The organism is Nocardiopsis sp. NPDC057823 (assembly GCF_042797335.1).
Classification (GTDB): domain Bacteria; phylum Actinomycetota; class Actinomycetes; order Streptosporangiales; family Streptosporangiaceae; genus Nocardiopsis; species Nocardiopsis changdeensis.
Genome location: NZ_JBHVLR010000027.1, coordinates 26666 through 43608 on the forward strand (window position 1 = coordinate 26666; position 16943 = coordinate 43608).

Annotated in this window: 13 protein-coding genes; all 13 read right to left on the bottom strand. The window is 73.8% G+C overall.

What is annotated here, in order from left to right; translation table 11 throughout:
- Positions 1 to 368: 368 nt before the first annotated feature.
- Positions 369 to 2858 carry a phenylalanine--tRNA ligase subunit beta gene (pheT, locus tag ACFVNO_RS29090; RefSeq protein ID WP_378897351.1) on the bottom strand — a complete coding sequence of 830 codons (2490 nt, stop codon included), beginning with the start codon at positions 2856 to 2858 and terminating at the stop codon, positions 369 to 371.
- Positions 2858 to 3976: a phenylalanine--tRNA ligase subunit alpha gene (pheS, locus tag ACFVNO_RS29095; protein ID WP_355269768.1), complete on the bottom strand. Its 1119-nt coding sequence runs from the start codon at positions 3974 to 3976 to the stop codon at positions 2858 to 2860. Before pheS ends, pheT begins: the two co-directional genes overlap by 1 nt.
- 183 nt (positions 3977 to 4159) lie before the next feature.
- Positions 4160 to 5326, bottom strand: a complete 1167-nt coding sequence (locus tag ACFVNO_RS29100; protein ID WP_355269766.1) for a PAS domain-containing sensor histidine kinase — start codon at positions 5324 to 5326, stop codon at positions 4160 to 4162.
- Positions 5327 to 5602: 276 nt separating this feature from the next.
- Positions 5603 to 6448 carry an RNA methyltransferase gene (locus tag ACFVNO_RS29105; protein WP_220559958.1) on the bottom strand — a complete coding sequence of 282 codons (846 nt, stop codon included), beginning with the start codon at positions 6446 to 6448 and terminating at the stop codon, positions 5603 to 5605.
- Positions 6449 to 6480: 32 nt separating this feature from the next.
- Complete coding sequence (gene rplT / locus ACFVNO_RS29110; protein WP_220559957.1) at positions 6481 to 6852, bottom strand: 50S ribosomal protein L20; 372 nt, start codon at positions 6850 to 6852, stop codon at positions 6481 to 6483.
- A 160-nt stretch (positions 6853 to 7012) separates the two neighbouring features.
- Complete coding sequence (gene rpmI, locus ACFVNO_RS29115; protein ID WP_073384074.1) at positions 7013 to 7207, bottom strand: 50S ribosomal protein L35; 195 nt, start codon at positions 7205 to 7207, stop codon at positions 7013 to 7015.
- Between the two features lie 197 nt (positions 7208 to 7404).
- The gene (gene infC, locus ACFVNO_RS29120; protein ID WP_220565649.1) at positions 7405 to 7995 is read right to left on the bottom strand and encodes a translation initiation factor IF-3; all 591 of its coding nucleotides are present in this window, start codon (positions 7993 to 7995) and stop codon (positions 7405 to 7407) included.
- Positions 7996 to 8369: 374 nt separating this feature from the next.
- Positions 8370 to 9194 carry a shikimate dehydrogenase gene (locus ACFVNO_RS29125; protein ID WP_378897357.1) on the bottom strand — a complete coding sequence of 275 codons (825 nt, stop codon included), beginning with the start codon at positions 9192 to 9194 and terminating at the stop codon, positions 8370 to 8372.
- Complete coding sequence (gene mltG / locus ACFVNO_RS29130) at positions 9194 to 11800, bottom strand: endolytic transglycosylase MltG (protein WP_378897360.1); 2607 nt, start codon at positions 11798 to 11800, stop codon at positions 9194 to 9196. Before mltG ends, ACFVNO_RS29125 begins: the two co-directional genes overlap by 1 nt.
- The gene (gene ruvX / locus ACFVNO_RS29135; RefSeq protein ID WP_220559955.1) at positions 11797 to 12285 is read right to left on the bottom strand and encodes a Holliday junction resolvase RuvX; all 489 of its coding nucleotides are present in this window, start codon (positions 12283 to 12285) and stop codon (positions 11797 to 11799) included. The genes mltG and ruvX overlap by 4 nt, the downstream gene beginning before the upstream one ends.
- A gap of 676 nt (positions 12286 to 12961) precedes the next feature.
- A complete protein-coding gene (alaS, locus tag ACFVNO_RS29140; RefSeq protein ID WP_355269805.1) occupies positions 12962 to 15631 on the bottom strand; it encodes an alanine--tRNA ligase in 2670 nt (889 codons plus the stop codon).
- A 441-nt stretch (positions 15632 to 16072) separates the two neighbouring features.
- Entirely contained in the window at positions 16073 to 16345 is a 273-nt protein-coding gene (locus ACFVNO_RS29145; protein WP_355269807.1) for a hypothetical protein, read from the bottom strand.
- The gene (locus tag ACFVNO_RS29150; protein WP_355269809.1) at positions 16342 to 16734 is read right to left on the bottom strand and encodes a DUF948 domain-containing protein; all 393 of its coding nucleotides are present in this window, start codon (positions 16732 to 16734) and stop codon (positions 16342 to 16344) included. Before ACFVNO_RS29150 ends, ACFVNO_RS29145 begins: the two co-directional genes overlap by 4 nt.
- Between the last annotated feature and the right edge of the window lie 209 nt (positions 16735 to 16943).

Here is a 16943-nt window from a genome sequence, read left to right on the forward strand (position 1 = left end):
CGCGAACGACGACGCGCTGCCGGGAATACTGCGGTCCCCGCCCCCGGGCGCCCTGGGAGGGGCGGGTGCTTGCAGGCTAAATGTGGGGGACGCCTCACAGCAAGAGACGAAACGAACTTTCATGCCCCGAAACACCGGGGTCATTCCGGCTACCCCGGCACATGGTCCGGAAAACCCATGACACGCTGGGAGAACAGAGCCGAAAAAAGTTCTCCGCGTCCCCTCCACGGGAGAGCGTTCCGTCTTCCGGCGGCCATCTCCGGGAAACACGGGCCCCGGAGGACACGGGCCCGGGGAACGCGGGAGGGGCCGCCCCGTCGGTGGACGGGACGGCCCCTCGCGGTGGCGCGGTGCGCCGGCGCGGCGTGTCAGGCGCGCAGCGCGGCGCCGGTGCGCTCGGCCGCCGCGGCCACGGCGGCGTCGCGGGCGGCGCCCGCCTCCTCCGCCGTCAGCGTGCGGTCGGCGGCGCGGAAGCGCAGGGTGAAGGCCACCGACTTGCGGCCCTCGCCCACCTGCTCGCCGGTGTAGACGTCGAACAGGCGCACGCTCTCCAGCAGCTCCCCGGCGCCCGCCGCCAGCGCGGCGCCGATCTCGCCGACCGGGACGGACTCGTCCACGACCAGGGCCACGTCCTGGACCGCCACCGGATAGGTGGAGACCTCCGGGGCGACGACCGGGGTGCGGGCCCGCTCGACGCGGTCCAGCTCCAGCTCCATCGCCGCGGTGCGCTCTGGCAGCCCGAACGCCTTGACGGTGCGCGGGTGCAGCTCGCCGGCGTGGCCGACGAGCACGCGCTCGCCCCCGACCCGCACGTACAGTGCGGCGCAGCGGCCCGGGTGCCAGGGGGCGTGGGCGTCGGCCTCCGCCTCCAGCTCCACCCCGGCGACCCGGGCGACCTCGCGGGCGGCCTGGATCGCGTCGGCCCAGGTGGCCGCGCGGCCCCCGCCCCACCAGCCGGCGCGCTCGGCGTCGCCGGTGATGACGACGCCGATCCGGCGCGGCTGGGCGGGCAGGGCGGCGTCGATCAGCGCCAGCTCCTCCGCGCTCGGTCCGCGGTCGACCGGCAGGAGCGGGGCGCGGGTCGCACCCGGCTCGGGCCGGTACACCAGGCCCGTCTCGAAGAGGGCCACGTCGGTGAAACCGCGCCCCACGTTGCGGGCCAGCGCCTTGAACAGGCCCGGCAGCAGCGTGGTCCGCAGCAGCGGCTCCTCGTCGTTGAGCGGGTTGGCCAGGCGCAGGGCGACCCTGCGGGCGTCGTCGGCGGGCAGCTGGAGCCCGTCGAGGTCGCGCTCACCGGTGAACGGGTAGGACAGCACCTCGTTGTACCCGGCGTCGGCCAGGGCCCGGCCGACGGCGCGGCGCAGCCGCTGGCCCTCGGTGAGGCCGCGGCCCGAGCCGCGCGGCCGGATCGAGGGGATGTTCTCGTAGCCCTCGAACCGGATGACCTCCTCGGCCAGGTCGTTGGGGTCGGTGAGGTCGGGCCGCCAGGACGGCGGGGTGACGGTCAGGACGTCCCCGTCCGCGGCCACCTCGCAGCCGACGGCCGTCAGCCACTTCTCGGTGGTGCCGGCCGGGTAGTCGACCCCGGAGACCGAGGAGGCGTGCCCGGCCCGCACCGTGATGGGCGCGCGCGGGGCGACCCGGTCCAGGTGGGTGTAGGCGTCCTCGACGGTCGCCCCGCCCAGCTCGGCCAGCAGCCCGACGGCGCGGGTGGCGGCGGCGAGCTGGAGGCCGGAGTCCACACCGCGCTCGAAGCGGCGGGAGGCCTCCGAGGAGAGCTGGTGGCGGCGCGAGGCCCGGGCGATGTGCATCTCGTCGAAGTGGGCGGCCTCGATCAGGACCGAGGTGGAGGACAGGCCGATCTCGGTGTCCACCCCGCCCATGACCCCGGCGATCGCCTGGGCGCCGGACCCGTCGGCGATGACGATGTCGTCGGTGTCCAGGGAGCGCTGGACGTGGTCCAGTGTCTCCAGCTTCTCCCCCGCCTCGGCGGCGCGCACGGTGACGGTGCCGGTGAGGCGGTCGCGGTCCCAGGCGTGCAGCGGCTGGCCGAGCTCGAGCATCACGTAGTTGGTGATGTCGACGGCCAGGGAGACGGGGCGCACCCCGCACTGGTGCAGGCGGCGCTTCATCCACAGCGGGCTGGGCGCGTCGGGGTCGAAGCCGGTGGCGCCGCGCAGGACGAGGCTGTCGCACAGGGAGTCGTCGGCGATGGCGGCCGGGTGGCCCTCGCCCGCGGGGGCGGACACGGCGACGTCGGCGGGGTCGTGGAACGCGACGCCGTACAGGGAGGCGGTGTCGCGGGCCACACCGCGGATCGACAGCGCGTAGCCGCGGTCGGGCGTCACCGCGATGTCGATGACGTCCTCGCGCAGGCCGAGCGGGCCGATGGCGTCCTCGCCGACCTCGCCGAAGCCCTCGGGCAGGATGACGATGCCGCTGTGGTCCTCCCACAGGCCCAGCTCGGTGGCCGAGCAGATCATGCCCTCGGACATCCGGCCGTAGGTCTTGCGGGCGCCGATCCTGAAGCCGCCGGGCAGCTCGGCGCCGGGCAGCGAGACGACGACGAGGTCGCCCTCGGCGAAGTTGCGGGCGCCGCAGATGATCTGCTGGGGCTCGCCGGTGCCGTTGGCCGACCCGACGTCCACCCGGCAGTAGCGGATGGGCTTCTTGAACCCGGTGAGCTCCTCGATCTCCAGGACGCGCCCGTAGACGACGGGGCCGGTCAGGTCGGCGCCCAGGGTGTCGACGGTCTCGACCTCGAGCCCGGCCAGCGTGAGCCGCGAGGCCAGGTCGCGTGCGGTGACGTCGGCCGGCAGGTCGACGTACTCCCGCAGCCAGGAAAGGGGGACGCGCATCAGTTCTCACTCCCGAACGCCGAGGTGAAGCGGATGTCGCCCTCGACCATGTCGTGCATGTCGCGCACGCCGTGCGCGAACATCAGTGTCCGTTCGATTCCCAGGCCGAAGGCCCAGCCGCTGTAGACCTCGGGGTCGACCCCGGCGGCGACGAGCACGCGGGGGTTGACCACGCCGCAGCCGCCGAGCTCGATCCAGCCCTCGCTGGAGCAGGTGCGGCACGGGTTGTCGGGGTCGCCCACCGACGCGCCGCGGCACACGAAGCACTCCATGTCCACCTCGGCCGACGGCTCGGTGAAGGGGAAGTAGGAGGCGCGGAAGCGGGTGCGCAGGCCCTCCCCGAACATGGACCCGACGAAGGCGTCGATGGCGCCGCGCAGGTGCGCCATCGTGATGCCCTTGTCCACGACCAGGCCCTCCAGCTGGTGGAAGACCGGGCTGTGGGTGGCGTCGAGCTCGTCGGTGCGGAAGGTCTTGCCCGGCGCGACCACGTACACGGGCAGCTCGCGCGAGAGCAGCGCGCGGACCTGCACCGGCGAGGTGTGGGTGCGCATGACCATGCCGGAGTCCCCGCCGCCGGGGCCCTCCACGAAGTAGGTGTCCTGCATGGTGCGGGCCGGGTGGTCGGGCTGGAAGTTGAGGGCGTCGAAGTTGAACCACTCCGCCTCGACCTCGGGGCCCTCCGCGATCTCGAAGCCCATGCCGACGAACACGTCGGCCATGCGCTCGGCGACGGTGGTCAGCGGGTGGCGGGCGCCGCGCGGGGCCCGGTCCCAGGGCAGGGTGACGTCGACCCGCTCCTCGACCAGGACGCGCTCGTCGCGCTCGGCCTCCAGGGCGGCCTGGCGCTCCTTGAGGGCCTGGCCGACGTCGCGGCGGGCGCCGCCGACGCGCTTGCCCGCGTCGGCCTTGGCCGCCGGGGGCAGCGCCCCGATCTCGCGGTTGGCCAGGGCCAGCGGGGACCGGTCGCCGGCGTGGGCGAGACGGACCTCCTTGAGTTCGGCGAGGTCCTTCGCCGCTGCGATGGCGGCCAGTGCCTCCTCGCGCATGCGGGCGACCTCGTCGGGGTGCAGGGGGGTCACCTCGACCGGGTCGAAGGAATTGTTCGGTGCAGACATGGTTGGTCACCTCACCGCCGCGTCCCCGTGCAGGAGGAAGGCGTGCGGTGGTCACGGTCCGCCGTGGGGCGGACGGGGCCGACAGGGAAGGCTCAGGGATGTCGGGCGCGCAGGGAAGGGTCCACTCACCGGTCCCGGGCACGCCGTGGAGCCCACCGGGGGCGTCGGAGGGTCTGAAGGGCTTCAGACGAACTCGGGCGTCCCGGCGGGCATGGTAAATCGGAACTCGGCACCGCCGCTGGGGGCGCGTCCGACGGTGATCGTGCCGCCGTGGGCCTCGACGAGGCCCTTGACGATGAACAGCCCGAGGCCGGTCCCGCTCCGGCGCTTGCTGCGCCAGAACTGGCGGAAGACGCGCGGAATGGTCTCGGGCGCTATGCCCTGGCCTTCGTCGCGCACCGACACCGCTGCTCCTCCCTCACACGGCTCGATCACGATACTGACAGTACCAGCGCCGTGCCGCACCCCGTTTTCCACGAGGTTGGAGAGGATCTGTTCGAGCTTGTCGGGGTCCAGCCACATCTGCGGGAGGCCTTCGCGCGTCTCGACCCGGAAGCGCTCCTCCGACTCGCCGGAGGCCACGCGTCCGGCGACGACCCGGCGCACCACCTCGGTGACGTCGACGACCTGGCGGCGGACCTCGATGCGGCCGGACTCGATGCGGGAGACGTCGAGCAGGTCGTGGATGAGCCGGGTGACGCGGTCGGCGTCGGCGTTGACGGTCTCCAGCATGAACAGCTTCTGCTTGTCGGTGAGCCGTTCCCACTTGGTGAGCAGCGTGGAGGTGAAGCCCTTGACGCTGGTCAGCGGGGAGCGCAGCTCGTGGGCGACCTCGGAGACGAGGTCGGCGCGGCTGCGCTCGGCGCGCGTGGAGGCGTCGCGCAGGGTGACGACCAGGCGGACGAGGTCGCCGCCGGGGCGGGCGCGCACGTAGCGGGCGGCGACGAGGATCTCGCGGTCGTCGGGCAGGTACAGGGCGCGCTCGGTCTGGCGGGTGCGGCCGCGGTCCCCCCCGTAGGGGTCGCTGGCCTCCCACCAGTCGTTGCCGTCCGCGCCGACCAGCGGCAGGGCGGCGCGGAAGTCGCGCCGCAGGGCGTCCGCGGCGGGGATGCCGGTGAGCTGGGCGGCCTGGGCGTTGTAGAGGATGACGCGGCCGCGGGCGTCGGCGACGACGACGCCGTCGGGCAGGTCGTCGGCGTGCAGCGGGGCGTGGCCGGTGACGGTGTCGTCCACGTCCCACAGCGGTGCGGGGGTCGGGTCGCCTCCGGTGCCGTCGTCCGGGGGGGCGTCGGAGGGGTGTGCACCCTCTCCGTCCTCCACCGGGTGATCCACCTGCCGGCCGCTGCCCACGCCTCTCCCCGCTCCCCTTGTAGGTCCACGGACGCAGGGCATCCGCGCCTGCGTGCCGCCGACCGATGGCGCCGGCATCCGCGACCACCACCGCAGATCTACCCGGCACGTCCGTCCGGTACGCCTCTTGAACAGGGATCTCCGCCCACGTCGGGGCGGGTGGCGCATCGGGGGGCGCCACCGTGATCCCGCTCAGACCCTATCGGCACCGACACCCCGTGCACGTGCATTTGCCAATGCGAGTGGCGCGTCGGCGCCGGAAATCCCCGCCGGCCCTCAGGAGCGCCGCTGCTGGCGCGCGGTGGTGTAGAGGCACACGGCCGCGGCCGTGGCCAGATTCAGGCTTTCGGCCCCGCCGTAGATGGGGACGCTGACCGCGCCGTCCGTCAGGCGGACGGTCTCCTCCGGCAGGCCCCAGGCCTCGTTGCCGAAGACCCAGCCGACCGGGCCGTCCAGGTCCCCGCCGTCGGCGACCTCGTGCAGGTCCCGCGGCCCGCCGCCGTCGGCGGCCCAGACCCGGGCACCGCGCTCGCGCAGGAAGTCGACCGCACGCGCCACCGGGACGCCCACCACGATGGGCAGGTGGAACAGGCTCCCGGCGGAGGCCCGCACGCACTTGCCGTTGTAGGGGTCCACGGAGGCGTCGGTGAAGATGACCACGTCGGCCCCGGCGGCGTCGGCGGTGCGCAGCACCGTACCCGCGTTGCCCGGGTCGCGGACGTGGGACAGGACCGCCGCCAGGCGCACGTCGCCGACCCCGTCCAGGGGGACGTCGACGAACTCGCAGACGGCGATGACGCCCTGCGGGGTGACGGTCTGGGCCAGCTCCGTCATGACGTCGAGGCTGACCCGGTGGACCGGGACGCCCGCCGTGTGGGCGGCGTCCATCAGGTCCAGGTGGCGCTGCATGGCCTCGGTCGTGGCGTACACCTCGACCACGCCGGGGGCGGTCCCGCCGTAGGGGGACCGCCCGGCACCGCCGGCGGCGGCCAGTGCTTCGCGCACGGCCTGCGGCCCCTCGGCGAGGAAGCGCCGCTCGCGCTGGCGGAAGGTGCGTTTGGCGAGCCGCCGAACCCCCTTGATCCTGGGTGACCGGACACTCGTGAACTCGTGGCTCGCCATCGCTCTACCCGTCAGACTCCGTGTGGAACCGGTCAGGCCGCGGCCTCGGCCGGAAGGGCCTTCTTGGCGGTCTCCACCAGGGTCGCGAACGCGGCCTCGTCGTTGACGGCCAGCTCGGCGAGCATACGGCGGTCGACCTCGATGCCGGCCAGCTTCAGGCCCTGCATGAAGCGGTTGTAGGTGAGGCCGTTGGCGCGGGAGGCCGCGTTGATCCGCTGGATCCACAGACGACGGAACTGGCCCTTGCGGTCCTTGCGGTCGCGGTAGGCGTAGGTCATCGAGTGGAGCATCTGCTCCTTGGCCTTGCGGTACAGGCGCGAACGCTGACCGCGGTAGCCGCTCGCCCGGTCGAGGACGACCTTGCGCTTCTTCTTGGCGTTGAGAGCCCGCTTCACGCGTGCCACTGTGACTCCCTCTTGTGTGTTCCGGCGCGCGGGGCGCGCCGACCGGCCCGACTCCGAGGAGTCCGGCGACCGGATTCGCTTCTGGTTGATCCCACCCGGCGGCCGTCACCGCGCCGCTGGGGCGCGGGGGCGCTTCCGGTGGGAGGGGAAGGTTCGCGGACTACTTGCCGAGAAGCTTCTTGATGAACTTCGCGTCCGCGGGGGCGAGCACGGCCTCGTTGCTCAGCTTGCGCTTGCGCTTGGAGGTCTTGTGCTCAAGGATGTGGTTCTTGTTGGCACGGCGGCGCATGATCTTGCCAGAGCCGGTGACCTTGAAGCGGTCCTTGGCCCCACTGTGGGTCTTGTTCTTCGGCATGTCGCCGTCGTCTCCTACTCCGTCGGCGTGTCGGTCCGCGCGCGGGGCGCGGGCGACACGGTTGTTCCGCCACTGCTTCCGTCACTGTGGCGGGGTCCCTGGACGCCGGCCGTGACGCGTTCGGATGTCCGCGCACAGCCCACCCCACCACCCGGTCCCTTCCGGCGGCCGGGCGGTGGGGGACTTCCCCGGAGCCGCTAGGCCTGTGCGTCGGGCTGTTCGCGGCGGGACTTGTCCCCCGCCGCGGCCGCGCGGGCCTCGGCCTTGTGCTCGGACCGCCGCTTGTGCGGGCCGATCACCATGACCATGTTGCGGCCGTCCTGCTTGGGCTGCGACTCCACCGTGCCAAGGTCCTGGACGTCCTCGGCGAGCCGCGCCAGCAGGCGGCGGCCCAGCTCCGGACGGGACTGCTCACGACCACGGAACATGATCGTCACCTTGACCTTGTCCCCGCTCTTGAGGAACCGCACCACGTGACCCTTCTTGGTCTCGTAGTCGTGCGGGTCGATCTTCGGGCGGAGCTTGATCTCCTTGATGATCGTGTTCGACTGGTTCTTACGGGCTTCGCGGGCCTTGACCGCTGACTCGTACTTGAACTTGCCGTAGTCCATCAGCTTGGCGACCGGCGGGCGCGCGGTCGGCGCTACCTCGACGAGGTCGAGGTCCGACTCCTGGGCGAGGCGCAGGGCGTCCTGCACGGAGACGATTCCGACCTGTTCACCGTTGGGTCCGACGAGACGGACCTCGGGCACCCGGATGCGGTCATTGATGCGGGGCTCGGCGCTGATGAGACCCCTCCCTAGCTTTCTCGGATTACCTGGGACCGGCCGCCCCTGATTGGTGCGGCCTGCTGGATCGGCCCGCCCGTCTCCGGCGGATGGACCGACCGCGTCGGGGTCTCCCTGGAAAAGCGAAAACCCCGCCAGCGTGTGCAAGCGGGGTCGATCCGGTGGACGGCACGGCGACGCGCGTATCGGACGGACTCCGCGTACGCGGGATCCCGTCGCGACGGCGACGCATCGGGCCGACTCGGTGGACCCGCCCGGGCGTGACCCGACGGGTGGGAGGATCATCTCCGCTTGCGGTTCCAGTGTGACAGGCACACCGGACCAAGTCGATATCTCATACTACCAGTCGGGCGGACCCTCCCGGTCCGCGCCGCTCAGGAGGCGGCGCGGCGGGCCAGTTCGGCCTCCCCCGCGGCGCGCATCGCCTCGACCGGGACCCGTTCCCGGCCCGTCATCAGTCGCACCTGGGCCACCGCCTGGTGCAGCAGCATGGGGAAGCCGCCCACGACCCGGCCGCCCCGTTCCGCGACCCGGCGGGCGGCGGCGGTGGGCCAGGGGGAGTACACCACGTCGAACAGGTCCGCGCCGCTCTCGGCCAGCGGCCCGGCCAGGCCGTCGGCCGCGCCCGAGGGCAGCGACGAGACGACGAGGTCGACGCCGAGGTGGCGCTCGGCCTCGGCCAGGGGGGCGACCTCCACCGGGTGCCCCAGGCGCCCGGCGGCGGCGACCACCTCGTCGGCCCGGGAGGTGTCCCGGGCCAGGACCGTGACCGGGGCGGTGAGCCCGAGCCCGCGCAGGGCGGCCAGGGCCGAGGCCGCGGTGGCCCCGGCGCCCAGGACCGTGGCACTGCGGGGGGCGTCCACCCCGGCCTCGGCCAGGGCGGTGACGATGCCCTCGACGTCGGTGTTGTGGGCGGCCCAGCCGCCGCCCTCGCGGACCAGGGTGTTGGCCCCGCCGACGCGGACGGCCAGGTCCTCGGCCCGGTCGGCCAGCTCCAGCGCCCGCCGCTTGAGCGGCATGGTCAGCGAGAGCCCGGCCCAGTCCGGGCCGAGCCCGGCGAGGAAGGGGGCCAGCCCCTCCTCGCCGCATTCGTGCAGCCCGTAGGACCAGTCGTCCAGGCCCATCGCCGTGTAGGCGGCGGCGTGCAGGACCGGGGAGAGGGAGTGGGCGACCGGCGAGCCCAGGACCGCCGCGCGCATCAGCCGCCGCTCCAGTTCTCCATGAACTCCTGCTTGAGCAGTTCGAACTCGGCCTCGCTGTCGGTGAACTCGGTGACGCCGTTCTCCGGGTCGGTGGCCACGAAGTACAGCCACGGCCCCTCCGCCGGCTCCAGCGCCGCCATTATGGCGTCCTCGCCGGGGGCGACGAAGGGCCCCGGCGGCAGGCCGGGCTTGTGGTAGGTGTCGAACCCGCTGGTGTCCGCGGCGCACGCGGCCAGCTGGTCGTTGTTCAGCGCGATGCCGTACTCGCCGATGGCGTAGAAGCAGGTGCTGTCCATGCCCAGGTTCATGTCGATCTCCAGGCGGTTGTAGATCACCCGGGAGACCTTGGGCATGTCCTCCTTGCTGCCGCTCTCGGCCTGGACGATGGAGGCGACGGCCATGACCTCGTCGGGGGTCAGGCCCAGCTCGGCGGCCCTCTCCTCCAGCCGCACCTTCTCGGCCGTCGCGTGGAACTGCTGGACCATGGTCTTGAGCATGGTCTGGGCGTCGGTGCCGGGGTCGAACATGTAGGTCGAGGGGAACAGGTACCCGGCGGCCTCGCCCTCGGCGTACTCGGGCAGGCCCAGTTCGTCGGGCCGGGAGTGGGCCGCCTCGAACTCCTCGTAGGGGACGCCGGTCGCCTCGGACAGCTCCTCCATGGCCTGCTCGTTGCGCAGGCCCTCGTTGACCGTGACCCGGCCGCCGAGGCGGTTGTCGGGGTCCAACAGGGCCCGCACCGCGTTGTCGGCGCTCATGCCCAGGGCCAGGGAGTAGCTGCCCGGGACCAGGCCCTGGCCCCGCTCCTCCTCGGACAGGTCCTCCAGGGCGTTGGTGAACGCCCGCGGGCTGGCCACCACGCCCAGGTCGGTCAGGCCCTGGCCGACGGCGAGGCCGCTCTGGTTCTCCTCGATCACGTAGACGACCTCGCCCTCGCCCGCGCCGTCGAAGTCCGGCGGGAAGACGTAGGTGCGCATCACGAAGAACCCGCCGCCGCCGATGACGGCGATGAGCGCCAGGACGAGCAGGATCATCATGCCCTTGCCGCGCCGTTTGGCCCGGCGGCCCTCCGGCGTGCGCTGCTGCTGGGCCAGGCGGGCGCGTTTGAGCTCCTTGGCCTTCTTGCGGCTGCTGCGGCCGCCCCCGTAGGCGGCGGCGATGTCGGCCAGGGCCGGCTCTTCGTAGTCGTCGTGGTCGTCCTCTTCGGACCCGGCGTCCTCGGACGCCTCCGGCTCCTCCGCGGGCTCCTCCTCGCGGCGGCCGCGCCGGCGTCCCCCGCGGCGGGCGCCGCCGCGTCGGCCGCGGCCCCGGCCGCGCCGGGCGGGGGGCTCCTCGTCGTCGTCGGCCGGGGCGCCGTATCCGGCGTCCTCGGACTCGCCGGCCTCCTCGGGCTCGGGCGCCTCGTCGGCCGCCGCGCTCCGGCGTCGCCGGGAGCGGCGGGGGGCCTCCTGCGCCGGGGCGGCGAAGGCGTCGTCGTCGGGGGCGTCCCGGAACGGCGCGCTCTCGTGGGACCCCGTGTCGTGGGGGCCCGGGTCGCGCGGACCGGTGTCGAAGGACCCGGTGTCGTAGGAACCCGTGTCGTAGGACCCGGTGTCGTAGGAGCCCGTGTCGTGGGCTCCCGTGTCCTGCGGTGCCTGCGCCCGGCGGGCGCGGCGGCCCCGGGGCGGGGCGTCGGCGATGAACGCGCCGGACTCCGCGGGCGGCTCCTCCACCGGGCCGCGGCGGCGGCGGCCGGAGCGGGTGCGGCCCGTGTCCTCGGCGGGCTCGGCGGCCTCCTCGGCGGGGACCCCGCGGTGGCGGCGGCCGCGGCGCGGGGTGGAGTCGAAGGAACCGGAGTCGGGGGATCCGTCGCCGCGGGCGCCGCGCGGCCGCAGGTCCTCTTCGGACAGGGCGGCGAACGCCCCGGTGTCGGCGGAGCTGTTCACGCCGGGGAAGGGGACGGCGTCGAACGCCCCGGTGTCCTCGGGCAGACCGTCCAGAAAGCCGGGCTCCTCGTCCCGGCGGCCGCGCTTGCGGCCCCCGCGCCCGCGGCGCGGGGGCTCCTCGGCGGCGCGGCGGCCGCGGCGGGAGGCGCGCGGCGCCTCCTCCCCGGCCGCGGGCGGAGCGGGGTCGGGCTCGGGGCGCTCGCGGCGGGCGCGGCGCGGCGGCTCCTCCTCGGCGGGGGCGGGCCCCGCGGGCGAACCCAGGCCGGCCAGCGTGGCCAGGGCGTCCTGGGTGGTGTCGGCGGCGGGCGGCCGTCCCGCGGTGTCGGGACCGGTGTCGCGCGAGCGGCGGGCGCCGGAGCGGGCCGCACGGCCGCCGCGCAGCGCGTCGGCGGCGCCGCCGCGGCGCTGCGGCGCCGCGGGCTCCTGGTCGCGGTCGGAGCGGCCCGGGTTCAGCGGGTCGTACTCCTGGTCGGGCCGGGGAGCGTAGCGGGGGGTCCGGAACTCGCCGGTCGAGGGCCCCGGGTGCCGGGGGCCGGACGCCTCGGAGTCGGCCCACGGGGAGGCCTCCGGGCGGGCGCGTCGGCCGCGCGCGGGGCCGCCGCGCGGGTCGTAGTCGCGACCGCTGTCGCGGTCGGCGCGTCCACGATAGGGATTTTCGGGGTAGTCATCCCTGTCGTTCATGATTCTCCCTGGCTGGAGCGGACGATCTCGCCCGGGGGCCGGCCTGTCGACCGTTCCTGGTCCAAGGCGCTCTGAAGGAGGACCGTGGCCGCCGCCTGGTCGATGACCGACCGACGGGCGCGTCCGCCCTTGGCGCCCTTCTTACTGAAGGAGGCTCCGGAGAGCAGGTGTCCCTGTGCGGTCACCGTGGTGAGGCGTTCGTCGACCAGACGGACGGGGACGGGGTGCAGGAGTCCGGCCAGCGAAGCCGCGAACTCCCGGGCCGACCGGGCGGCCGGCCCCTCCTCTCCTGACAGAGAGGCAGGGTAACCCACGATGACCTCCCGTGCCTCCTTCTCCAGGACCAGCAGGGCGATCCGGTTCTTGTCGCCCCTGCCGCGCGGCACCGTCTCCAGGGGGCTGGCGAGCGTACCGGAGGGGTCGCTGACGGCCACACCGATGCGGGCGTTGCCGGGGTCGACGGCCAGGCGGACACCGTTCCTCACGAGGAGCGCCCCCCGGTTCGGGGAAGGCGGCAGGGGCGGGCCGTCCCGGTACGGGTACGGCACCGCGATGGGAGAATCCTCGACACGGTGGTCCTGTTCGTCAGGTGGATCGCGGGGAAAGTCCGCGCAGACGGCCGTTTGATCGGCTGTGACGCGCCACAGTATGCCCGATTCGATGACCGTACGCAGCCCGGGTCACGCGGAGTGGGCTCCGGCTCACGGTCCGGGCGCTCGGTCCGCCGCTGTACGGGATGCGGGGCGGCCGTGGAGGCCGCATCCGAGTGTAAGTCACGCGAATCCCCCGTCATGGCGTCCGATCGCGCCCACACGGCCGGAGCCGGGAGCGCGGACGACCGCGTTCGCCCGAATCGTCACAGGTCGTGATACTACCCGGCACTGTATGTCACGCTGGGTCACCACGCCCGTGTTGCGAAGACCACGCCGGGAACGGCGGCCGAACGAGGGCCGCCGCCCCGGCGGGCACGGGGCGCCCGGAGCCCGTTCCCGGATGTCCTCCTGTGCCGCCGGAGGTCGCGCGGCGCCGACGGGGCCGAAGGCTCCCGCCCTCGGAGGGCGCCGGGCGAGGCGGCGGTGCCGCGGCCGCCGGGCCGTCCGTCGGGGGCGCCGACGGACGGGGGGCGGACCGCGGCGGAGCGGAGGTCCGGAGGAACAGGCGCTAGGCGCCGGCGATACGGGCCTCCACGGCGCGGAGGGCCTCGTCGACCTTGGTCGCGTCGGTGCCGCCGCCCTGGGCCATGTCGGGCTTGCCGCCGCCACCGCCGCCGAGCGCGCGGGCCGCCACGCCCACCAGGTCGCCGGCCTTGATCCCGGCCTTCTGCGCCGCCTTGTTGACCGCGATGACCACGACCGGGCGGTCCTTGGGCACGGCCGTCAGCGCCACCACGGCGGGCTCGGCCTCGCCCAGGCGGCCGCGCACGTCCGCGGCCAGGGTGCGCAGGTCGTCGCCGCCGGTGCCCTCGGGGGCCTGCTCGGCCACGACCAGCGCCGGTCCGTGGCGGCGGGCCCTCTCCGCGATGGAGCCGGCGGCCTGCAGGACCTGCGCCGCGCGCAGCTTCTCGATCTCCTTCTCCGCGGCGCGCAGCCGGGAGATCACGGCGTCGATGCGCTCGGGCAGTTCCTCGCGCGGGGCCTTGAGCTGCTCGGACAGGCGGCCGACCAGCGCCGACTCCTTGGACAGGCGCTTGAACGCGTCCACGCCGACCGCCGCCTCGACCCGGCGCACGCCGGAGCCGATGGAGGACTCGCCCAGGAGCTTGACGATGCCCAGCCGCGCGGTGGAGGGCACGTGGGTGCCGCCGCACAGCTCGACGGAGTAGTCGCTCATCTCCACGACCCGGACGCGGTCGCCGTACTTCTCGCCGAACATGGCCAGGGCGCCCATCTTGAGGGCCTCGTCCAGGCTCTTCTCCTCGGTGCGCACCGCGATGTCGCCGGCCAGGACGGTGTTGACCTCCTCCTCGACCTCGGCCAGCCGGGACTCGCCCAGGGCGTTGTCGGCGGTGAAGTCGAAGCGCAGGCGGCCCGGGCTGTTCTCCGAGCCGGCCTGGCCCGCCGAGGGGCCCAGCGCGTTGCGCAGCGCCGAGTGGATGAGGTGGGTGGCCGAGTGGGAGCGCTCGATGGCGTGCCGGCGGCCGCCGTCGATCGCCGCGTGCACGGTGTCGTCCACGGTGATCTCGCCCGACCGGACGGTGCCCCGGTGGACGAACAGGCCCGGCAGGGGCTTCTGCACGTCCTCGACGTCGACGATCCCGCGGCCCTCGACGGTGAGCGTGCCGGTGTCGGCCAGCTGGCCGCCGCTCTCCGCGTAGAACGGGGTGCGGTCCAGGACGACCTCGACCTTCTCCCCCTGGCGCGCGGCGGGCGAGGAGACCCCGCCGACCACGATGCCCTTGACCGTCGACTCGCTCTGGGCGTCGGTGTAGCCCAGGAAGTCGGTGGTGCCCGCGCCCTCGAGCAGCTGCGCGTACAGGGAGATGTCCGCGTTGCCGAGCTTCTTGGACTTGGCGTCGGCCTTGGCGGTGTCCTTCTGCCGCTGCATGAGCTCGCGGAAGGACGCCTCGTCCACGGTCAGGCCCTGCTCGGCCGCCATCTCCAGGGTGAGGTCGATGGGGAAGCCGTAGGTGTCGTGGAGCTGGAAGGCGTCGGAGCCGGAGAAGACGGTGCCGCCCGCGTGCCGGGTGCGCTCGGCCGCCCGGGAGAACAGGGCGGTGCCCGCGCGCAGGGTGTCGGCGAAGTTCTTCTCCTCGGTGTCGATGACACCGTGGATGACGTCGGCCTTGTCGAGCAGGTCGGGGTAGATGTCCTTCATCGCGTCGATGCTGACCGCGGTGAGGTCGTGCATGTGGCCGGTGTCGGTGCCCGAGAGCAGGCGCATGTTGCGGATGGAGCGGCGCAGGATGCGGCGCAGGACGTAGCCCGCCTTCTCGTTGCCCGGCTTGACGCCGTCGCCGACCAGCATGACGGCGCTGCGGACGTGGTCGGCGACCACGCGCAGCAGGACGTCCTGCTCGTGGTCGTCGCCGTAGCGGACCCCGGCCAGTTCGGCGGCGCGGTTCAGGACGCGGCCGATGATGTCGGTCTCGTAGATGTTGTCGACGCCCTGGAGGACCGCGGCCAGGCGCTCCAGGCCCATCCCGGTGTCGATGTTCTTCTTGGGCAGCTCGCCGAGGATCGGGAAGCCGGACTTGTCGCCGCCCTCGCCCCGCTCGTACTGCATGAAGACGAGGTTCCAGATCTCGATGTAGCGGTTCTCGTCCGCCTCGGGGCCGCCCTCGGCGCCGTACTCGGGGCCGCGGTCGTAGAAGATCTCGGAGCAGGGGCCGCAGGGTCCGGGGACGCCCATCGACCAGTAGTTCTCCTCCATCCCCATGCGCTGGATGCGCTCGGGGCGCACGCCCACCTTGTCGCGCCAGATCGCCTCGGCCTCATCGTCGTCGAGGTAGACGGTGACCCAGAGCTTCTCGGGGTCGATGCCGAAGCCGCCCTCGGCCACCGGGCTGGTGACCAGCTCCCACGCCAGCGGGATCGCCTGCTCCTTGAAGTAGGCGCCGAAGGAGAAGTTGCCGAGCATCTGGAAGAAGGTGGCGTGCCGGGAGGTCTTGCCCACCTCCTCGATGTCCTTGGTGCGGATGCACTTCTGGACGCTGGTGGCGGTCTCGTACGGCGGAGTGCGCTGGCCCAGGAAGTAGGGCTTGAAGGGGACCATGCCTGCGGGCACCAGCAGCAGCGTGGGGTCCTCGGCGATGAGGCTTGCCGAGGGCACCACGGTGTGTCCGTTCTTCTCGAAGAAACTGAGGAAGCGGCGCGCGATCTCTGCCGTCTCCATTGATGCCCTCCTGTGCTCGGCTCCGCCGCCCTCGGCGGGCCCGTCCCTGCCCGGGACCTGATTGCGCGTGGCCGGTCGGTCGCCCCATCGTAGGGGGGAGGACCACGCGGATGCCTGTGGTTTTCGCCTGCGCGGCCGGCCCCTGCGGGGGCGGCCGACCCGGGACCCGTCCTGTCGACGACAACGCGGGGACCTCGGTTGTTCCAAGGCTATCGCCGTCGGGCACCGGGAGGCGCCGGGTCGGCGGAGCCCTCGCCGGGTGATCGCCGCCGACGTCTCCCCGGGGAGGTCGGGCGCCCGACCGGTGGAAGGCGCGGGGGCGGGCGGCGCCGAAGCCCCCGACGGCACGGGGGCGGACGCGCCCGCCTGCGGCAGGGGGTCCGGGTCCGGGAGCCCCGGGCGGGGACGGGCGCGGTGGAGGGGCCGGTCCCCCGGCTCCGGTCAGTCCCCGGGCAGGGCGCGGCGGTCGCCGGGGGGCAGGGCGCGGGAGCGGCGGGGCGCGTAGGTGCGCAGCAGCTCCTCCTCCTGCTCGCGGACGGCCTCGGCCAGGTCCTCGTTCAGTTCGCGCAGCGCGCCCTTGTACTCGCCGACCCGGTCCTCGACCCGCTCGGCGATGCCGCCGGGGGTGAGGGCCCGCCGGGCCTGGTGGACGCGGTGCACGGCGTAGCCGCCCAGGGCGGCCCCCGCGGCGAGGTAGAGCAGTCGCCGGATCACCGGTTCTCCTTCCGGCGGCGGCCGCGCACGACCGCCAGGGCGCGGCGCTGGCCCAGGACCCGGCGGACGCCGTAGGACAGCGAGGCCGCCTTGACGAGCGGACCGGTGACCACCGAGCGGGTCAGCGCGGTCATGGTGGCCACGTCCTCGGTGGTGGCCTGGGCGTTGGCGGTGATCTCCTCCACGCGCTCCAACGAGGTGTTGGCGCGTTCGACGGTGGCGGCGACGTCGTCCATCAGGGGCGGGGTGCGGTCACCCAGTTCCGAGACGACCGCGGTCGCGGCGTTGATGAGCTTGATCAGTTTGACGAGCGCCACGCAGATGAACGTGGCCAGCACCGCCCAGACCACCGCGGCGACGAGCGCGGCGACCTCTCCTCCGGTAAGCATGCGGGCTCCGTAAGGCGGATAGGGGCTACTTCTGAGGGTCTGTTTCCGAGGGTCCGTGTGCGACACCGCCCCCGCGCGTGCGCCGGAGTGGCGTCGGGGGCCGCCCGCCGTCGGCCGCGCTCCGGGGTGGGGCGTCCGAACCGGCGGGTTCCGGCCGACCATATCGCGTCGGGCCGACCGGTGTGCGGGGGCCTCGCCGTGCGCGGGCC

What these genes read in the sequence shown, in the direction of transcription:
- rpmI (WP_073384074.1), bottom strand. Translation starts at nt 7,207, where the DNA reads ATGCCGAAGAACAAGACCCACAGTGGGGCCAAGGACCGCTTCAAGGTC.
- ACFVNO_RS29150 (WP_355269809.1), bottom strand. Translation starts at nt 16,734, where the DNA reads ATGCTTACCGGAGGAGAGGTCGCCGCGCTCGTCGCCGCGGTGGTCTGG.
- ACFVNO_RS29105 (WP_220559958.1), bottom strand. Translation starts at nt 6,448, where the DNA reads ATGGCGAGCCACGAGTTCACGAGTGTCCGGTCACCCAGGATCAAGGGG.
- pheS (WP_355269768.1), bottom strand. Translation starts at nt 3,976, where the DNA reads ATGTCTGCACCGAACAATTCCTTCGACCCGGTCGAGGTGACCCCCCTG.
- mltG (WP_378897360.1), bottom strand. Translation starts at nt 11,800, where the DNA reads ATGAACGACAGGGATGACTACCCCGAAAATCCCTATCGTGGACGCGCC.
- ACFVNO_RS29125 (WP_378897357.1), bottom strand. Translation starts at nt 9,194, where the DNA reads ATGCGCGCGGCGGTCCTGGGCTCGCCGGTCGCCCACTCCCTCTCCCCG.
- alaS (WP_355269805.1), bottom strand. Translation starts at nt 15,631, where the DNA reads ATGGAGACGGCAGAGATCGCGCGCCGCTTCCTCAGTTTCTTCGAGAAG.
- pheT (WP_378897351.1), bottom strand. Translation starts at nt 2,858, where the DNA reads ATGCGCGTCCCCCTTTCCTGGCTGCGGGAGTACGTCGACCTGCCGGCC.